This window comes from Mesorhizobium sp. B4-1-1, from assembly GCF_006439375.1.
In the GTDB taxonomy this organism is placed as follows: Bacteria; Pseudomonadota; Alphaproteobacteria; order Rhizobiales; family Rhizobiaceae; genus Mesorhizobium.
The window spans coordinates 1-14,738 of sequence record NZ_VFTH01000024.1 but is presented as its reverse complement, the minus strand read 5'-3'; the positions used below and the strand labels follow the sequence as shown (position 1 = coordinate 14,738).

At 64.1% G+C, this 14,738-nt stretch carries 16 protein-coding genes; 1 reads left to right on the top strand and 15 read right to left on the bottom strand.

Annotated elements, in window-relative coordinates; all coding sequences use genetic code 11:
- Nucleotide 1: 1 nt before the first annotated feature.
- From FJW10_RS25555 to FJW10_RS25505, 11 genes are all read right to left on the bottom strand, one after another.
- Entirely contained in the window at nucleotides 2-460 is a 459-nt protein-coding gene (locus FJW10_RS25555) for a (2Fe-2S)-binding protein (RefSeq protein ID WP_140902144.1), read from the bottom strand.
- A 19-nt stretch (nucleotides 461-479) separates the two neighbouring features.
- Entirely contained in the window at nucleotides 480-1,343 is an 864-nt protein-coding gene (locus FJW10_RS25550; RefSeq protein ID WP_246674369.1) for an FAD binding domain-containing protein, read from the bottom strand.
- A gap of 47 nt (nucleotides 1,344-1,390) precedes the next feature.
- Nucleotides 1,391-1,987: a biotin transporter BioY gene (locus FJW10_RS25545; RefSeq protein WP_140902143.1), complete on the bottom strand. Its 597-nt coding sequence runs from the start codon at nucleotides 1,985-1,987 to the stop codon at nucleotides 1,391-1,393.
- Nucleotides 1,988-2,021: 34 nt separating this feature from the next.
- Nucleotides 2,022-3,038 (bottom strand): ABC transporter permease, encoded by a 1,017-nt coding sequence (locus tag FJW10_RS25540; protein WP_140902142.1) that lies wholly within the window; start codon nucleotides 3,036-3,038, stop codon nucleotides 2,022-2,024.
- Nucleotides 3,039-3,061: 23 nt separating this feature from the next.
- Nucleotides 3,062-4,567: a sugar ABC transporter ATP-binding protein gene (locus FJW10_RS25535; protein ID WP_140902141.1), complete on the bottom strand. Its 1,506-nt coding sequence runs from the start codon at nucleotides 4,565-4,567 to the stop codon at nucleotides 3,062-3,064.
- A gap of 67 nt (nucleotides 4,568-4,634) precedes the next feature.
- Nucleotides 4,635-5,699: a TMAO reductase system periplasmic protein TorT gene (torT, locus tag FJW10_RS25530; RefSeq protein ID WP_140902140.1), complete on the bottom strand. Its 1,065-nt coding sequence runs from the start codon at nucleotides 5,697-5,699 to the stop codon at nucleotides 4,635-4,637.
- A gap of 66 nt (nucleotides 5,700-5,765) precedes the next feature.
- Nucleotides 5,766-6,737: a biotin-dependent carboxyltransferase family protein gene (locus tag FJW10_RS25525; RefSeq protein WP_140902139.1), complete on the bottom strand. Its 972-nt coding sequence runs from the start codon at nucleotides 6,735-6,737 to the stop codon at nucleotides 5,766-5,768.
- Complete coding sequence (locus tag FJW10_RS25520) at nucleotides 6,727-7,599, bottom strand: carboxyltransferase domain-containing protein (RefSeq protein WP_140902138.1); 873 nt, start codon at nucleotides 7,597-7,599, stop codon at nucleotides 6,727-6,729. The genes FJW10_RS25525 and FJW10_RS25520 overlap by 11 nt, the downstream gene beginning before the upstream one ends.
- Nucleotides 7,596-8,981, bottom strand: a complete 1,386-nt coding sequence (locus FJW10_RS25515) for an acetyl-CoA carboxylase biotin carboxylase subunit (RefSeq protein WP_140902136.1) — start codon at nucleotides 8,979-8,981, stop codon at nucleotides 7,596-7,598. Before FJW10_RS25515 ends, FJW10_RS25520 begins: the two co-directional genes overlap by 4 nt.
- Nucleotides 8,978-9,220, bottom strand: a complete 243-nt coding sequence (locus FJW10_RS25510; protein WP_140902134.1) for an acetyl-CoA carboxylase — start codon at nucleotides 9,218-9,220, stop codon at nucleotides 8,978-8,980. Before FJW10_RS25510 ends, FJW10_RS25515 begins: the two co-directional genes overlap by 4 nt.
- A 28-nt stretch (nucleotides 9,221-9,248) precedes the next feature.
- Complete coding sequence (locus tag FJW10_RS25505) at nucleotides 9,249-10,025, bottom strand: 5-oxoprolinase subunit PxpA (RefSeq protein ID WP_140902133.1); 777 nt, start codon at nucleotides 10,023-10,025, stop codon at nucleotides 9,249-9,251.
- A gap of 264 nt (nucleotides 10,026-10,289) precedes the next feature.
- Between FJW10_RS25505 and FJW10_RS25500 the strand changes: the two genes are divergently transcribed.
- Nucleotides 10,290-11,201 (top strand): LysR family transcriptional regulator, encoded by a 912-nt coding sequence (locus FJW10_RS25500; RefSeq protein WP_140902132.1) that lies wholly within the window; start codon nucleotides 10,290-10,292, stop codon nucleotides 11,199-11,201.
- A gap of 44 nt (nucleotides 11,202-11,245) precedes the next feature.
- Here the strand turns inward: FJW10_RS25500 and FJW10_RS25495 are convergent, their stop codons facing one another.
- The 4 genes from FJW10_RS25495 to FJW10_RS25480 all read right to left on the bottom strand — a co-directional run.
- Entirely contained in the window at nucleotides 11,246-12,025 is a 780-nt protein-coding gene (locus tag FJW10_RS25495) for a 5-oxoprolinase subunit PxpA (RefSeq protein WP_140902131.1), read from the bottom strand.
- A gap of 107 nt (nucleotides 12,026-12,132) precedes the next feature.
- A complete protein-coding gene (locus FJW10_RS25490; protein ID WP_140902129.1) occupies nucleotides 12,133-12,495 on the bottom strand; it encodes an AtzH-like domain-containing protein in 363 nt (120 codons plus the stop codon).
- The gene (locus FJW10_RS25485) at nucleotides 12,492-13,139 is read right to left on the bottom strand and encodes a glutathione S-transferase N-terminal domain-containing protein (RefSeq protein WP_140902127.1); all 648 of its coding nucleotides are present in this window, start codon (nucleotides 13,137-13,139) and stop codon (nucleotides 12,492-12,494) included. Before FJW10_RS25485 ends, FJW10_RS25490 begins: the two co-directional genes overlap by 4 nt.
- A 137-nt stretch (nucleotides 13,140-13,276) precedes the next feature.
- A partial coding sequence (locus FJW10_RS25480; RefSeq protein WP_246674368.1) for a PLP-dependent aminotransferase family protein occupies nucleotides 13,277-14,738 on the bottom strand: 1,462 nt, incomplete at its 5' end.

Here is a 14,738-nt window from a genome sequence, read left to right as displayed (position 1 = left end):
TTCAGCTCCGCCTGGCGAGCGCGGCGGCCGCATCGACCAGCCGCTCATATCCGGTGCAGCGGCAGATGTTGCCGGTCAATGCCGCCTTGATCTCGTCCCTGCCGGCATGCGGACGTTCGCGCAGGAAGCCGGTCAGAACCATCAGGATGCCGGGGAAGCACATGCCGCACTGGACCACGTCGTACTCTTCCATGACGTGCTGCAGGGCGGACGGCTCGCCGGTTTCGGCGAGCGACTCCACAGTGCGTATTTCGCATTCCCCCAGCGCGCCGATCGGCGCCAGGCAGGAAACGATCGGCTGGCCGTCGACATGGACCGTGCAGGCGCCGCAGGCGCCTTCCCGGCATACCGACTTGGCGCCGGTCAGGAAGAACTCGTCGCGCAACACGTCGATGAGAGGTGTCATCGGACCACGCGCCGATACGCGCTGTTCGCCGTTGATCGTCAGTGTCGTCGCCATGCCTGCCCTTCGCTCGTCCTCAGGATTGACCGCGCAGGGCGGCGTGGACCGCGCGGCGCACCAGTGCAGGCAAGACCTGCACGCGATACCATCCGGGCGCTTCGATGCCGTCGCGCCCGGTGAAGGCGCCAAGCTCCGCCTCGGCCAACGCTGCCGCCTCCTCGGGGTCGAGCGGATGGCCGACCAGCTTCCTCTCGAGCCCCGACCAGCGCCGCGCCGACGCTTCGACGGAGCCCACCGCGATCCTTGCGTCCTCGACCAGGCCGTTGCGGTCCAGCACCCCCGCAAGGCTCACGATCGCCACGGGATAATCGCCGGCCTTGCGCAGCGGCAGTCTTGCATGGCCGGTCAGAACGGGCCGACGCGGTATCATCACGCCGGTCACCAGCGTTGCCGGATCGAGGTCGCGGCGCATCGCGAGAAAGCGCTCGATCGCCAGGCGCTCTGTTCCCCCGGGCGTGCCGAGCTCAATCTCGGCGTCGAGGCACAGCAGCGCAGGCGGCAGATCGGCGGCCGGGAAATCCCACGTCGACAGATTTCCCCCGACGGTCGCCATCCCCCGTATGGCCGGGTTGGCGGCGCTACCGGCGGCGGTGACGAGGCCATGGCACGGCGCGAGCCCCGCCAGTTGCGCAACCAGCCGGCCATGGGTGACGCAGGCGCCGATCCGGATCCTGTCCGCCGCCACGTCGACGACGTTCAACGCGGCGATGCGGCCCAGGCCGACATAGAAGGGGGCCCGTCTCTCGCGCCTTATCGGCGCGCGCATGATCCAGGTTCCGCCGGCAAACGGCGCGCCCTCTGGGCCATGGTCGGCGAGAGCGGCAAGCGCATCGGCGACCGTGCCGGCCATGAAAAGCTTTTCACCGCTGATGGCCGGCAAGCGTCCCTCCTCCTTCGGCACTGAAACCGAGGTCAAATCCCCCGTCCCTATCGGGACGAAGGACCTTTGGCGACCAGTTTCCATGTCAACGGCAGGATGGCGGCGGCGAGCGCAAGCTTGAGCAGGTCGCCGAGCAGGAACGGAGTCAGCCCCCAAGCCAGGACCGGCTTGTCCCAGCCGACGACCGTGCCGAGCCAGGCAAGGCCGAAAGCATAGATGAGCGCAGTGCCGGCCAGCATGGAAACGATGGTGGTCGATGGCCGGCGGTCCCAGCCCATGCCGGCCAGCGCGCCCGTGACGGCCGCCGCGACGACATAACCGACGAGGTAACCGCCGGTCGGGCCTATCACATAGGCAAGGCCGATACCCTTTTCCGGCGTACCGGCAAACACCGGCAGGCCAGCCGCGCCTTCCAGCATGTAGAGAGCGACCGTGGCCGCGCCAAGCCGCCAGCCATAGACAGTACCGATCATCAGGACGACGAAGGTCTGCATCGTCATGGGAACCGGATAGAACGGGACCTGGAGCTTGGCTGAAGCCCACAGCAGCAACGATCCGCCCACCGCCAGCATGATGTTGCGAATCAGGAGGGCATGGCCGGGAATGACCTGCCGGGCAAGGGTGGGATGGTTGTTCGAATTCATGATCGATCCTCCGCTATGGTTTGGGTTCACAGGTTCAGCGGCTGCCCATGAGCATCCGGTAGCGCACCTGGTCGAAGATGACGGCGAGAATCAGCAGCGAACCGAGCAGGATCATCTGCAGGTAGGATCCGATCTGGGCCATGTTCATGCCGTTCTGCAGCAGCGTGATGAAGAACGCGCCGAGCACCACGTTCTCGACGCGGCCTATGCCGCCGCGCAGGGACACGCCGGCGATCACGCAGGCGGCGATCGATTCCAGCGCGATGGTGCCGCCGAGATTGGTCTCGCCGGACTCGACGCGCGCCGTCATCAGGACGCCCGCGATCGAGGCGAGCAGCGCGCATGCGACATAGGCGAGGAACAGCGTGCGCCTCGTGTGGACGCCGGACAGGTTGGCGGCCTTGAGATTGCCGCCGACTGCATAGAGATGGGCGCCGAAGCGGGTGCGGTTCATCAGCAGCCAGATGATGGCGATCGCGGCGAGCGCGAACAGGACGGGCACCGGGACGCCGAAGATCCTGCCGAAACCGAAGAAATTGCCGAATTCGAAGGGAAGACCCGAAACCGGAACGCCTCCGGTCAGGAACAGGGCGATGCCCGCGCCGACGGACTGGACGCCGAGTGTCATGATAAAGGGCGAAACGCCGAACTGGGCGACACCCAGCCCGTTCAAGGCGCCGATCAGCAACGCCGACCCGAAACCGGCGAGTGCGCCGAGCAGGATCGCGACCCAGACCATGTCCGGCATCCACGCGGCCAGCGCGACCATGGCCATGGCCGATACGACGGAGGTCACGGCGATCGCGGTCCCGACCGCCAGGTCGAAGCCGCCGGATATCAGCACCAGCATCTGCCCAAGCGACACCAGGACGAGATAGACGGACTGCCTGGCGACATTGGTGAGGTTCTGCACCGACAGAAACTGCGTCGACACCAGCGCGAAGACGATCAGCGCCGCGGCCAGGAAGAACGGCAGCACCCCCAGCCTGAGGAACAATGCCTTCAGCAGGCCGGCGAGGCCGACAGTCTTGCTCCCGGACTGGTCCGTCATGGCTCGGTCGCTCCCTGAAACGGTCATGCCGAATCCCTCGCGTCGGTGAAGAAGTGCTTAAGCACGTTCTCCTCGGTTATCGATGGCCCTTCCAGCTCCGCCGAGATGCGTCCCTGCGAGAACACCAGCAGGCGATGGGCGAGGTTCATCACTTCGGGCAGGTCAGACGATATCAGGACGACAGCCTTGCCCGCCTCCGCCATTTCCTTGATGAGCCGGTAGAGCGCCGCCCGTGTCCCCATGTCGACGCCGACCGTCGGTTCATCGAGTATGTAGACGTCGCGTTCCTGCCCAAAGCCCTTGCCGAACAGTACCTTTTGCTGGTTGCCGCCGGACAGGTTGACCACGGCGCGCTTCATGTAAGCCTGGGAAACGTCGATGCGCTGGCCGATCTCGGAGGAGAGCTGCCGGATGCGTCCGGGCGAAACGAAGCCGAAAGGACGCGATACATCGGGACGGTCGAGCAGCGAGAGGGCGATGTTGTCGCGCGCCGAGGCCGTCAGTTGGAGGCCCTCGTTCTTGCGGTCCGGAGAAAGGTAGAAAATGCCGTCGCGCAACAGCTTGCGGGTCGGCAGCCCGGTGACGTCGCGCCCCTTGATGCTGACTTCTCCGGCGATGAGCGGCTGCAGGCCCAGCGCGCCGCGCCATACGCGCGACTTGCCGCTGCCGACCAGGCCGGCGACACCCAGCACCTCTCCCGCCCGGACCTCGATAGATGCGCCGCGTACACCCCAGGTCTGCACGTTTCGCAGCGACATTACGGTCGCGCCATCGGGCCTGCGGGCTATGTCCGGATAGATTTGGTCGATCGAGCGGCCAGTCATCAGTTCGACCAATTCACGCTCGCTGGTGCCGCGCGCCGCGACCGTGCCGATCAGCCGGCCGTCCCGCAGCACGCTGATGCGATCGGCGATCTGGGCGAATTCCTGGATGCGATGCGAGATGTAGACGATGCCGACGCCATCCGCCTTCGCCTTGATGATGAAGTCGAAGAGCTTGCGCGTCTCTTTTTCCGTCAGCGATGCGGTCGGCTCGTCGAGGATAAGCACGCGCGCTCTTGCCAGGAACGCCTTGCCGATCTCGACCATCTGCTGCTGGGCGCGCGAAAGGTCGGATACGCGCCGGTTGATGTCGATGTCGAAACCAAGGTCGCCGAAAACCCTGCGCGCCCCTTCGCGCATCGCGCCGCGATCGATGAACGCGCCCGAGCGCGGTTCGCGGCCGAGATACATGTTTTCGAAGACGCGCAGCGTGGAGACGAGCGAGAATTCCTGGAAAACAGTGCCGACGCCACGCGCCGCGGCATCGTGGACGGAGTTCAGCTCCACCTCGGCGCCGTCGATGCGCAAGGTTCCGGAGGTCTGCCTGAACACGCCCGACAGGATCGAGATCAGCGTCGACTTGCCGGCGCCATTCTCGCCGAACAGCACATGGACTTCGCCGGGCTCAAGGCGGAAATCGACGCCCGAAAGCGCTTTCACGCCCGCGAATTCCTTGGTGATGCCGGTCATTTCGACCAATGGCGCCATTTGCCGGATCCCACTCCTCTTGAAGGGCGCGCCGGTTCCCTTGCGGGGCCGGCGCGCAGCGATGATGCTAGTTGACCTTGAAGACCGGCTTGTAGTTATCCGGCGGCAGGATCGTGTCGTGCTCGACCGAGTTCACGTTGCTGGGGTCGACGACGAAGATCTTCGGGCCTACGTGCTTGACGTAATCCTTGCCTTCCAGGATGCGCACGGCCTGGTCGATGGCGATGCGGCCTTGGACGACCATGGAGTCGGCCGGCGCGGCGAGGATGAAGCCGCGCTTGATCCCCTCAAAGACGCCGGGCGTCATGTAGAAGGCCAAGAGATCGACCTTGCCCTGCAGGTCGCGCTCGCGGATCAGGCCCTGCGCCGCCTCCGCGGTCACGGCGGTACCGACGACATAGCGCATGTCCGGATTGGCCTGCAGCTCGTCCTCGACCAGCTTGAGCTGTACTTCCTTGCCGGTGTCTCCATATTTGGGCTCCAGCACCTTCAGGGCCGTGCCCTTTACCGCGTCGAGGAAACCCTTGTTGGCGGCTTCGACCCAGCCGGCGCCGGCGGGACCGGGGAACCAGCCCACCTTGACCTCGTCGCTGCCCGCGGGATGCTTCTTGGCCAGGTATTCGCCCGCCGAATGACCCATCGTGTAGAAGGAGACCAGCGACTTGGCGGAGACTTCCGGCGAGGAAATCCCGTTGATGACGTCGATCACCGGAATGTTCTTCTTGCGGATTTCGGCCACCAGATTGTTCAGGCCATCGAAGGAGATGGCGCCGATGACCACGGCCTGGGCGCCGTTGGCCACGCAGTCCTCGATCTGGGATATCTGCGTGTTGAGTTCGGTATAGCCGCCGGCGTCGAGCAGGTTCATCGACACGCCGAGGCGCTTGGCTTCTTCTGCCACGCCGTAGTCGACGCCGAGCCAGTAGGCGTCCTTCATATGCGGAAAGGAGACACAGATCTTCCAAGGCTTGCTGGCCTTGTCGAGCGGCACGTAAGACACGTCCACCGACTTTCCATCAGCCGTGAAAGGTGGCTCGATCTTGGCCGCGTCATAAGGAAACCAATCCTTCGCATGTGCCGTTCCGGCAAAGGCGACCATGGACCCTGCAATCAGTAATCTTGCTATTTTCATCTGATCATTCCCCATTTTCTAGTTGAAATGCGCTATCGAAAGCCACCCCGGCGCCGCGCTTCGGCGCTAGTGGAGCGCCTCACGAATTCTGTTGAGCAATGCGGCGCGGTCGGCCCGCGCCTGCAATGCCGCCGCCATATCCACCTTGAGGAAGCGCGTCGGTGTGTTGGGCTGCAACTGGCCAATCAGGTCCATATCCGCAGACACCACCGTGCCGACCATGAAGTAGCCGCCGCCGGAAACAGCGTCGCGGTGCAGGATGATCGGTTCGGTGCCGCCTGGAACCTGGATGGAGCCATAAGGATAACAACTATCGACGATGTTGGACGGGTCCGACCCGGCGCCGAAGGGCTGTTCACGTTCGACGAAGCCAAGCCGCGAGCCGCCGCGGAATCGATACCCCATGCGGTCCGCTTCCGGCGCGACCTTCCAGATGTCTTCAAAGAAGCTGCGGTGCGAGTCCTCGACGATGCGGTGCCAGTAGAGGCCGGGCAACACCCGCAGCTCCGCCGGCATGCCGGGGCGACGGCGCAGGCCATCGGGCAGGCTTTTGCCTTCGCGCGCGGCCGCGGTCTTGCCGACCGGGAGTTCATCGCCTTTTGCGATCGGGCGGCCCTTGAAGCCGCCGAGGGCCCCAATTGGATAGGTCGAGCGACTGCCCAAGGCCTGCGGGACATCGATGCCGCCCGCGACGGCGATGTAGATGCGCGCGCCGGCCTCGAGGAAGCCGAAGCTCAGCACCTGGCCGGCCTTGACGCGCAGGGCGGTCCAGGACGGCTGCTCCTGGCCGTCGAGCTTGATGGGCATGTCGGCGCCGGTGACAGCGACGAGCGCGTCGGCGGTGAACTCCAGTTCCGGGCCGATGAAAACCGCTTCGAGGCCGGCCGCACCCTCGTCGTTGCCGACCAGCAGGTTGGCCGCGCGCAGCGCCAGATTGTCCATCGCGCCGCCGATCGGGATGCCGAGATGGAAATAGCCCGGCCGGCCGAGATCCTGCACGGTGGTGGACAACCCCGAATTGAGAACCCTAGCGGTCATTGAGCTTGTCCTCCAGGCTGCGGTTGTAGGCGTCCATATCCTTAGTAAATTCGCGCAGATCGAACGTCACGTCGCGCATTCGCGGCGCGAACCGCCCCGCGTCGACATCGGCGACGGTGGCGTCGTATTCGTCGCGCCCCACGGGCTTGAACTTGACGATGTCGCCCGGGCGGAAGAACACCATGAAATCGCGCAGGTAGCTGGTCGTCTGGGTCGGATCGTAGATCGGCATCGGGGTGATGCCGAACATCTGGTAGCCGCCGGCGCCGCGCACGGAATAGATGCATCCGAAACAACCGCCATGGCCGACGGTGAGGCGGGGCGTGTCCGTGCGGGGGCGCAGGTACTTCGGCACCTGGATCTGCCGATGACGATCGACCATCTGGTACATGAAGGGCAGGCCGGCGACGAAACCGACCATCGACACGAACCAGGGCGAGCCGCTATGCGCGGCGACGAAGGCATCGACGCCGTCCAGGCCGTTGATGCGCGCCGCGTATTCGATGTCCGTGGTGGACGGATCCTGATGCCGCTCGCGGAAGCGCATCAGCGTCTCGTGCGTCCATGGATCCTGGTAGAGCACCGGAATTTCCACGACGCGTGTGCCGATCACCGGATCGGCCTTCTCCGCATCCCGCTCGATGGCCTTGACCTCGCGCAGCATGTCGTCGGGAGAGATGACGTCCGGATCGAACTTCACCTGGAACGAGGCGTTGGCCGGGCAGATCTCGGTCACGCCCGCGATCTTGCTTTCGCGGATCGCTGTGGTCATCGAGAGGCTCTTGAAGAAAGCCTCGAGCGACATGCTCTCGTCGCATTCGACGAACAGGTGCTCGTCGCCACCGAATGTGTAGCGGTTCATCGCGCCATCTCCTTGCTGCCTTGCGCGGGCGCAAAGGCGGTCTGAAGCCAATGTTCCAGGAAACGTGTGTGGTAGCGGCTTGCCGCTACGTCAGGATCGGCGGCGAGCGCCTGGTGCAGCGGCACGGTCGTGGGAATGCCGACGATCTTCAATCCGGCCAGCGCGCCGCGCAGCCTTTCGAGGCAATCGGCCCTGTCCTTGCCTTGGACGATAAGCTTGCCGAGCAGGGAGTCGTAGAATGGCGAGACCTCATAGCCGGCATAAAGCAGCGTATCGAAGCGGATACCCTCGCCTTGCGGCACCTGCAGTTGGTGGATGGGACCTGGCGCAGGCATGAAATCGCGGAAGGGGTCCTCCGCGTTGATCCGGCATTCGATGGCATGGCCGGACACGCGCACGTCCGCCTGCCGGATGGAAAGCGGCTCGCCGCCCGCGATACGCAGCATCTCCTGGACGAGATCGATGCCGGTGATCATCTCGGTGACCGGATGCTCGACCTGGATGCGGGTGTTGACCTCGATGAAGTAGAATTCCTCGCTGGCGTCGTCGTAGAGATATTCGACCGTGCCGGCGCCGCGGTATGACACGGCCTTGGCCAGGGCGACGGCGCTGGCGCATAGCTTTTCGCGCACATGCGCTTTCAGCGTGACCGAAGGCGCCTCTTCCCAGACCTTCTGCCTGCGCCGCTGAAGCGAACATTCGCGCTCGAAGCAATGCACGACATTCTGGCCGTCGCCGAGGATTTGTACTTCGACATGGCGCGCCCGCTCGATCACCTTCTCGATATAGAGGCCGCCATCGCCGAAGGCGGCCGCCGCCTCGGCCGATGCCTGCGGGAACTGGCGTTCGAATTCCTCCATCGAGGCGACGATGCGTATCCCGCGGCCGCCGCCGCCCGCCGCAGCCTTGATCATCAAGGGGAAGCCGATGCCGGCGGCGATGCCACGCGCTTCCTCGACGTCGGCAACGCGCCCAGCGCTGCCCGGCACCGTTGGAACGCCGGCCTCGGCGGCCACCCGACGCGCCGCGACCTTGTCTCCAAGAAGGCGGATCGCCTCCGCCGAGGGACCGACGAACGCCATGCCTGCCGCTGTCACTGCATCGGCGAAGTCGGCGTTTTCCGACAGGAAGCCGTAGCCGGGATGGACGGCGTCGACATTCGCGGTTTTTGCCGCCGCCATGACGGCGTCGATATTGAGATAGGACTTGCGGGCCGCCGGCGGGCCTATGTCGATCGCTTCGTCGGCCAGCCTGACCGCGAGTGAATTCGCATCCGCCTGGCTGTAGACCTGCACGGTACGCATCCCCAGAGCCTTCGCGGCGCGATTGATGCGCACGGCGATCTCGCCGCGATTGGCAATGAGCAGCGAGCGGATGGTCACTGTTCGACCTCCGCCAGTACCTGTCCGGCCATCACGGCATCGCCATCCTCGGCGAGGAAGGTGACGGCCTGTCCGTCCACGCCGGCCTGGATCTCGTGGAAGGATTTCATCACCTCGATCAGCCCGATCACGTCGGAAGCGGCCACCGCGTCTCCATCCTGCTTGAAAGCCGGGCTGTCGGGCGCGGGCTTGCGGTAGAACGTGCCCGGAAGCGGTGACCTGATTTCTGCCTTGCTCATCTTCTTCGCCTCTCCCTTGACTGCGCGCCTAAAGCTGGATTTCCGACAGTGGCGCGATCCGGATCCCATGCGCAATCAATTCGCCGCGCATCCTGTGGACCATCTCGGCGGCGCCGGGCGTGTCGGAGTGAAAGCAGATCGATTCGAACTCGATATCGATCCTGTCGCCTTCCACCGTGCTCACCTTGTTCTCCAGGCAGGCGCGGAGCACCTTGTCCGCCACGACCTGCGGGTCGAGTTTCTGGGCCCGCCGGGTGAAGACAATGGAGCCGCTGTTGTCGTAATCGCGATCGGCGTAGAACTCTCTCGCCACAGGCTGGCCGGCCTCCTTGGCGATGCGGTAGGTTTCGGAAGAGCCCATGCACAGCAACACCGCGTCGGGGGCGATCATGCGCATCGCCTGCACGAGGGAGCGCGACAGCGGCTCGCTCGCGGCGATGTCCATATACATCGCTCCGTGGGGCTTGATGTGCTGGATGCGGGCCGCGTAGCGCCGTGCGAATTCGCGCAGCGCCCCTACCTGGTAGACGATGTCGTTGACGACCTCCTCGCTACTGGCCCCGATGCGACGACGTCCGAAGCCCTGGAGGTCGCGATAGCCGGGATGGGCGCCGATGCCGACACCGCGCTCGGCGGCGAGGCGCACCGTGAGGTCCATGAGGTTGGGATCGCCGGCATGGAAGCCGGTGGCGATATTGGCCGAGCTGATGAACTCGAGCAGTTGGCGGTCGTCGGCATCGGCAAGGCGCCACTGGCCGAAACCTTCTCCCATATCGCAGTTGATATCGACGATAGAGATCGCCACGCTGCTCCCCTACTTTTGTTCCCAGGCTGTTGGCCAGCCATTTGAAGGCATGCTAACGCAGCGTTCTAACATTGAATAATTCAATTAGCAGAAAAGCTAATTCTGTTTTTTAGATACGATGTCGAGTCTCCGAAGCGACGGATTCCCGGGAAACTGGCGGTATATGGTACAGCGGCAAGCCGCGGCATTATGGTCTTGCGACTTGGTCGTATTGCCTTTTCAGATTCTGGATGCGACCTTCATCCGGAAAATGGATACCCAGAAATGATCCCGACCATTCGCCAGATCCGCTACTTCGTATCGACAGCGGAGCATGGCCAGATTTCCCAGGCGGCGATCGATCTTTCGATTTCCCAGTCGGCAATCACCACGGCGATCAAGGAACTGGAGAATGCGACGGGCGTGGACCTGTTCACCCGCACGGCGCATGGCATGGAATTGACATCGGCGGGGCGGAAATTCCTCTTCCACGCGTACGAGATACTGAACAAGCTTTCCGAGGCGATGATGGTCAAGGTGCCGTCATTCGATATGGAAGGACAGTTGAATGTCGCGGCCACCTACACGGTCCTGGGCTATTTCCTGCCCCATCACATCGATCGGCTGTCGCGTAGCCATCCCAAGCTGCAGATACAGCTTTTCGAACTGACGCGTGACGCGATCGAGGAAGGCCTTTTGTCCAACCGCTATGACATGGCGGTCATCCTGACGTCCAATAACGTCAATCCCGACCTGTCGACGGAGACGCTGTTGAGCTCGAGGCGCAGGCTTTGGCTTCCTTCCAGGCATCCGCTGCTGTCGCGCGACAGCGTCGGACTGAAGGAGGTCTCCGAAGAGCCTTACATCATGCTCACGATAGACGAAGCCGCGCACACGGCCCTCAGATACTGGAGCCAGACGCCTTATCGTCCGCAGGTAAGGCTAAGGTCGTCCTCGACAGAAGCGGTTCGTTCCATGGTGGCCAACGGTCACGGGGTGGCGATCCTGTCCGACATGGTGCACCGGCCCTGGTCGCTGGAGGGCAAGCGTATCGAGACCATTATCTTGCGGGATCCGGTGCCCTCGATGGACATAGGGCTGGCGTGGCGTCGCAATGTCGAATTCACCCCGGCAATGGATGCCTTCAGGGATTACTTCCGGCGCGTCTTCTCTATCGGGCAGCATGTGCCGGCATAGGCGGAAGCCCGCCCGGGAAGGCGGCGCGGTCTTTCGACGCGCCTTCAGGCCCTCGCCGTTTCCGAAACCGGCGCGATGCGGATGCCGTTCTCCTCGAGCGCATGCCTCACCGCCTGAAGCAGTTCAGGCGCGCCGGGCGTGTCGGAATGAATGCAGATGGACTCGAAGCCGATCTCGATGTCGTCACCCTCGACCGTCAACACCTTGCCTTCCTTGCATGCCCGCACGACCTTCTGCGCGACGGCCTTGTTGTCGAAGCGATCGACCTTTCTGGCGAAAACGATCTTGCCGTCCCGATGATAGTCGCGATCGGCGTAGAACTCCCGCACCACCGGCTGTCCCATCTCTTTCGCGATCCGATAGGTCGCCGATGCACCCATGCAATAGATAAAGGCGTCCGGGGCGATCATGCGCATCAGGTCGACGAACGCGCGCGACAGCGGCTCGTTGTCCGCCAGTTCCATGTAGAGGGCGCCATGTGGCTTGACATGTTGAAGGCCGCCGCCGTGCCGTCGCGCGAATTCGCGCACAGCGCCTATTTGGTAGACGATGTCGTTGATGAGTTCCTCATTGCTGCCGGCGATGCGCCGACGCCCGAAGCCCTGCAGGTCGCGATAGCCGGGATGGACCCCGATACCGACCTTGTTGGCGACGGCAAGCTGTATGGTCTGGTCTATGAGGTTGGGATCGCCGGCATGGAAGCCCGCCGCGATATTGGCCGAACTGATCAGTGCCATCAGCCGGGCGTCATCGGTCTCGCTCAGTTTCCATTGCCCGAAGCCTTCCCCCATGTCGCAGCTTATATCGATACATGAGATAGCCATGCGCCGTCCTCCTTAGTCTATCTGGACTGGACGTTAGCCCGCGCTTAGGGGCTTGGAAAATTCTATTATCACCGAAGTTATTTCTGAAAAACAGAACAGCACGGCGATCAGGCGAGGACGTAAGTCTTCGAAACGATCCGCCAGCCTTCAGGACCGCGCAGCATCGCCAGATGATCCTTGAACCGCTTGTCATGGACGCGCACACTGACGGCAATCAGCGCGGCGTCGGCGGAAAGTGTCAGAATGTTTTCCAGCCTTTCCTCGCGAGGTTGCGCGACGCTTGCCGGCGACTGGCGCGCGGCGATGATCTCGCGATAGCGATCGAGCGGCAGCATCGTCTCTTTTCCGTCCCGCACCGTGAACAGATTGCAGGACGGATGAAAAAGCGCGTCGAACTTGTCGAGGCTGCATTCGTAGAGGACGTCGAAATACGCTTGCGCTGCGTTTTCCAGTTCCAAGATCGTGCTCATGGACGCGCGCCTTCTGCTATTTGGGGGTGAAGGATCGAGCGATCGCCGCCGGTCGGCTGAAGATCGTAGGGCCTGCTCGACACGAGCGAAGGTCGCGTCGTTTCGATTTCAAGCCAGCGTGCCAAGCGGGGCGCTGCTGCGCGCCAATCGCTGACCGCGCGAAAGTCGATATATTCCAGCACCACGGCCGTCGCGAGGCGGTCGATCCTGGCTTTCCTGCTGCATATCTCGTCGGCCTGGGCTTCCAATCCGGCGATGGCTCTCGCTATCCTTTGATCGTGCTTGGCGACGGACGCCATACTGCGCTCCGGCGGTTGCCGCCGCATCTCCATGGTGCGGGCGACACTTGCCTCCATCAGCCCTACCGCGAGGCTCCATCGCGTCTCGACCGCCCAGTCCGACGGCGGGATCAAGGCCGCTTCAGGGCGCAACGAATGGAGGTAGGCGCAAATTACGCGGCTGTCGAAAAGGGCACGGTCGCCGTCCAGCACCAGCGTCGGTATCTGGCGTAGCGGATTGAGCGCATCCAGGAATCCGGCGGAATAGACATCGATGACCCTGTTCTCGACCTCTGTTGCGAGTTGCAGCGCCGTTGCCCAGGCCAGGCGTCCAAAAGGTGTGTTCGGGCCATTGAGGAGGATCATCTGGTAAGCCGGACTTCGAGTTGGTTTCAAAGACGCTACGAAGTCGGCCCTTGCGCTGTCCAATGGATTCAAAGCTCGCCAGATTATCGAAAATTTCTATGGCGGCCGCAAAGGCATGCCGAAGCGCCGCGAAACAATCACCCCAGCGTCTCCCTGATCGCCGCCGCCAGCCTCTCCACCCCCTCCCGCGTCTGCGCCGCGTCGCACGCCGCATAGCCCAGCACCAGCCCTTGGGTCGGCGCCGTGTTCTGGAAATATTTCGACAGCGGCGAGACGTTGATCGCCCTCTTGGCCGCGGCCTGGCTGACCTTGATGTCGTCGATGCCTGCTTTTAGATAGCCCACCACCTGGATGCCGGCTTCGGCCGGCGACAGCGTGATCTCGTCGCCGAGTTTTTCGGCCATGATGTCGCGGAAAAGCTGGCGGCGCTGGGTGTAGATGCGGCGCATGCGTTTGAGGTGGCGGCTCATGTGGCCTTCGGTGATGAAGTCGGCCAAGGCGGCCTGCAGCAGCAGCGGCGCGAACTGGCCGGTGGTGGAGAGCGCGTTGACGATGCGGCCGGCGAGCTCTTGCGGCAGCACCATGAAGCCGAGGCGCAGCGCGGGGAACAGGAGCTTGGCGAAGGTGCCGACATAGATGACGCGGCCGGCGCGGTCCATGCTCTGGATCGCCGGCACGGGGCGGCCTTGAAAGCGGTATTCGCCGTCGAAATCGTCCTCGATCACCCAGGCATTCGCGGTCTCGGCGATGTCGAGCAGGCGCAGCCGCTCCTCCATGCGCATGGTGATGCCGAGCGGATGCTGGCAGGCCGGCGTCACATAGATGAGGCGGGGCAACGGGTCCGGCGGGTCGAGATACCAGCCGCGCTCCTGGTCGACCGGGATGGGCAGGATTTTTGCGCCGGCCACGGTGAAGGCGGCCTTGGCGCCGTAATAGCCGGGCTCCTCCATCCACACCGTGTCGTCGGGGTCGAGCAAAAGGCGGGCGAGAAGATCGAAGGCGGCCTGCGCGCCGGTGGTGACGACGATCTGCTCGGGCCTGCAGCGCACGCCGCGCGCGGAGAAGAGATAGCCGGCGATCGCGTCCTTCAGCGCCGGGTGGCCGGTGACGTCGTAGGTGCCGAACAGCGTCTCGCCGCCATGGCTGGCGCGGCGCGCCACCAGCCGGCCCCAGACGCCGAAGGGAAAGCTCTGCGCATCCGGCATGCCGGGGTGGAAGGCGACGTGGCCCGGCCTGCCGTGGTGATAGGGCTGGCTGAGCAGTTGCTGGCCGCGCAGCGAGGGCGAACGCAGCGGCACGGGCGGCTCCTCGCGCGGTGACTCGCGCGGGCCTCCGGGCAGGTCGACGATCACCGGGCGCGCGCCCTGGCGGTTGGCGAGATAGCCTTCGGTGACAAGCTGGTCGTAAGCGGCAACGATGGTGTTGCGGCCAAGGCCGAGCTCGGCGGCCAAAGCGCGGGTGGAGGGCAGCTCCGAGCCCGGTGGCAGCGCGCGGCTGCGGATGATGGCGACGAGGCCGTGATAGAGCTGGCGCGACAGATGCTCGGGGCTCGCGCGGCTGACGGCCAGCATGTCGAGGGGGAAGGCCTGGGGCTTGGGG

Excerpts from the sequence above, each read along its gene's own strand:
- FJW10_RS25525 (WP_140902139.1), bottom strand. The coding sequence starts at position 6,737 with ATGACCGCTAGGGTTCTCAATTCGGGGTTGTCCACCACCGTGCAGGAT.
- FJW10_RS25495 (WP_140902131.1), bottom strand. The coding sequence starts at position 12,025 with ATGGCTATCTCATGTATCGATATAAGCTGCGACATGGGGGAAGGCTTC.
- FJW10_RS25490 (WP_140902129.1), bottom strand. The coding sequence starts at position 12,495 with ATGAGCACGATCTTGGAACTGGAAAACGCAGCGCAAGCGTATTTCGAC.
- torT (WP_140902140.1), bottom strand. The coding sequence starts at position 5,699 with ATGAAAATAGCAAGATTACTGATTGCAGGGTCCATGGTCGCCTTTGCC.
- FJW10_RS25510 (WP_140902134.1), bottom strand. The coding sequence starts at position 9,220 with ATGAGCAAGGCAGAAATCAGGTCACCGCTTCCGGGCACGTTCTACCGC.
- FJW10_RS25500 (WP_140902132.1), top strand. The coding sequence starts at position 10,290 with ATGATCCCGACCATTCGCCAGATCCGCTACTTCGTATCGACAGCGGAG.
- FJW10_RS25555 (WP_140902144.1), bottom strand. The coding sequence starts at position 460 with ATGGCGACGACACTGACGATCAACGGCGAACAGCGCGTATCGGCGCGT.
- FJW10_RS25520 (WP_140902138.1), bottom strand. The coding sequence starts at position 7,599 with ATGAACCGCTACACATTCGGTGGCGACGAGCACCTGTTCGTCGAATGC.
- FJW10_RS25485 (WP_140902127.1), bottom strand. The coding sequence starts at position 13,139 with ATGATCCTCCTCAATGGCCCGAACACACCTTTTGGACGCCTGGCCTGG.
- FJW10_RS25535 (WP_140902141.1), bottom strand. The coding sequence starts at position 4,567 with ATGGCGCCATTGGTCGAAATGACCGGCATCACCAAGGAATTCGCGGGC.
- FJW10_RS25540 (WP_140902142.1), bottom strand. The coding sequence starts at position 3,038 with ATGACGGACCAGTCCGGGAGCAAGACTGTCGGCCTCGCCGGCCTGCTG.
- FJW10_RS25545 (WP_140902143.1), bottom strand. The coding sequence starts at position 1,987 with ATGAATTCGAACAACCATCCCACCCTTGCCCGGCAGGTCATTCCCGGC.